This window comes from Mycobacterium sp., assembly GCF_035499775.1.
In the GTDB taxonomy this organism is placed as follows: Bacteria; Actinomycetota; Actinomycetes; order Mycobacteriales; family Mycobacteriaceae; genus Mycobacterium.
Genome location: NZ_DATJYB010000647.1, coordinates 1 through 2,348, shown reverse-complemented (window position 1 = coordinate 2,348; position 2,348 = coordinate 1). Strand labels below are relative to the sequence as shown.

Genomic DNA, 2,348 nt, shown 5'->3' with positions numbered 1-2,348 from the left:
AGCACAACACAAACTATCCCAACGAGGAGAACAATCCATGGAACTGACACGACGGGGATTTCTCACCGCTGCAGCAGCGACTAGCGCGGCTGCGGCAACCAACGCATTTGCGCTGAACCAGTACGCAACCGACCGCGACTGGAGCGGCGAAGTTACGGTTACCTATCCCGAGCCGGCATGGGAAGTCTACGACAAGCGCTTCAGCGGCAAGCAGGGCAATTCGACCCTGCAGCGCATCTGGCATGGGATGGGAAACGATCGGGCACTGTGGTGCGAGGGTCCGGCTTGGATGGGCGACTGGGGCTGTCTGGTGTGGAGCGACATTCCGAACCATCGCACGCTGCGCTGGTGCGAGGACGACGGCCATGTCAGCGTGTTTCAGACCGAGTCTGGCTATTCCAACGGTCACACACGCGACAACCAGGGCCGGTTGATCGCGCTGGAGCACGATACGCGCCGGGTGCGCCGGCGCGAGTATGACGGCACCTGGACGGTGCTGATCGACAGCTTCGATGGCAAGAAGCTCAATGCGCCCAATGACGCTGCGGTTCACCCCGATGGCTCGATCTGGTTCACCGATCCCGGCTACGGCATTCTGGGGCCCTACGAAGGGCACTTGGCCGAGTTCGAGCTGCCCACCCGCGTGTATCGGCTCGATCCCAGCGGCAAAGCCACGGTGATGGTGGAGTCGATGAAGCGCCCCAACGGTATCTGCTTCTCGCCGGACTACAAGAAAGTCTACGTCGTGGATACCGGCGCCACCGACGGGCCTCAGTACCCCGCCAACATCATGGTGTTCGATGTGGTCAAAGATGGAACCGGCGTGGCCAACGGCAAGGAGTTTGCGGACTTCAGGCCCGGATTCACCGACGGCATCCGCTGCGACACGCAAGGCAACGTGTGGTGCGGTTGGGGCTGGGGCGGACCGACCACCAATGGCGTGCGGATTCATGCTCCCAACGGGGACAAGCTGGCGTTCCTGCATCTGCCCGAGGTGTGCGCCAATCTGGCATTCGGGGGCACCAAGCGCAACCGGCTGTTCATCGCCGGCAGCACCTCGATCTATGCCATCTACGTCAACGCAGTGGGCCACGCACTGACCTGAGCCCGCACCGACCGCACCAACCCGCATGCGATGGCATGCGGGTTTTTTTGGTGTAGGCTTGGCTCCCAATTCGACAATCAGAAGATACTTCAGTGGTACGCCCCGAACGGCCGCGACCCCTGACCTGAATCTGGAGTCCATCATCTTTTGGAGGAGAGACAGCATATGACTACGACAGCGTCGCCGAAGCCTGTGTCGCGCCGTACCGTACTGAAAGCAGGCGCTGCAGCGGGCGTCTTGCAGATCGCCTCGCCCTTTATCCTGTCCGCAAGGGGGGAAGTCCCAGTCAGACTCGGAATGGTGGATCCGCTGACGGGCGTCTATGCCGCGGTTGCGCTAGGTGAGGTCGCTGGCGCCAAGCTCGCCATCGAGGAGATCAACAAGAAGGGCGGCATCCTGGGGCGTGAGGTCGAGCTGCTCGTCGAGGATTCGGCGAACAACGTGGGGACCGGAGTGCAGAAGACTCGCAAGCTCATCGACCGCGATCAAGTGAACTGCATCATCGGCGACGTCAACTCCGGTATCGCGCTGGCAATGGCAGGAGTAACGTCGGAGAAAAAGGTGCTGCACATCGTCTCCGGGGGCCACACGGACGGCGTAACCGGAACAGACTGTCACTGGAACGTGTTTCGGGTCTGCAACACGACGACGATGGACGTCAACGCGATTGCCGACACGCTGATGGACAAATTTGGCAAGAAGTGGTACTTCATCACGCCCGATTACGCCTACGGCCATTCGGTGCAGGCGGCGTTCGTGAAGAAGCTCAAGGCTGCCGGCGGAGAATACGCCGGCGATCTGGTGCCCTTGGGTACGGCGGACTACTCCGCCTACCTCATCAAGGCGAAGGCGTATGGTCCCAAAGTGCTGGTCGATGTCATGGGCGGGGGCGATCAGGTCAACAGCCTGAAGCAGTTCGTCGGATTCGGCCTGCAGAACCAGATGGCGGTAGGCGGCACTTTGTTCGAGCTGGAGAGCCTGCGCGCCGTGCCCCCGGAGGCGCGCATCGGCTGGTGGACCATGGAGTGGTGGTGGGACCAGCCCGACAACCCGCATGTCAAGGAATTCGTCGCGAAGATGAAGAAGGCCACCGGCCTGACCCCCTCGGCGCGCAACTGGTTTGGCTACACGTCGGTGCACACCTTCGCGCTGGTCGCGAACGCGGCGAAGACGCTCGACGGCGTCAAGCTCGCGCATGCGTTGGAGGGCTTCAAGCTGCCGCCCGAGGTGGCGCTTCAGCCCG

General features: G+C 62.1%; 2 protein-coding genes. Both read left to right on the top strand.

Annotation, left to right across the window (positions count from 1 at the left end; all coding sequences use genetic code 11):
* The first annotated feature begins 37 nt into the window (after nucleotides 1–37).
* Nucleotides 38–1,105, top strand: a complete 1,068-nt coding sequence (locus VML93_RS38335; protein ID WP_325619077.1) for an SMP-30/gluconolactonase/LRE family protein — start codon at nucleotides 38–40, stop codon at nucleotides 1,103–1,105.
* A gap of 300 nt (nucleotides 1,106–1,405) precedes the next feature.
* Nucleotides 1,406–2,348: ABC transporter substrate-binding protein (locus tag VML93_RS38330; protein WP_325619076.1), on the top strand; the 943-nt coding region annotated here is incomplete at its 3' end.

Bases quoted from the DNA above. Each gene is read 5' to 3' on its own strand.
- VML93_RS38335 (WP_325619077.1), top strand. From the start codon at position 38: ATGGAACTGACACGACGGGGATTTCTCACCGCTGCAGCAGCGACTAGC.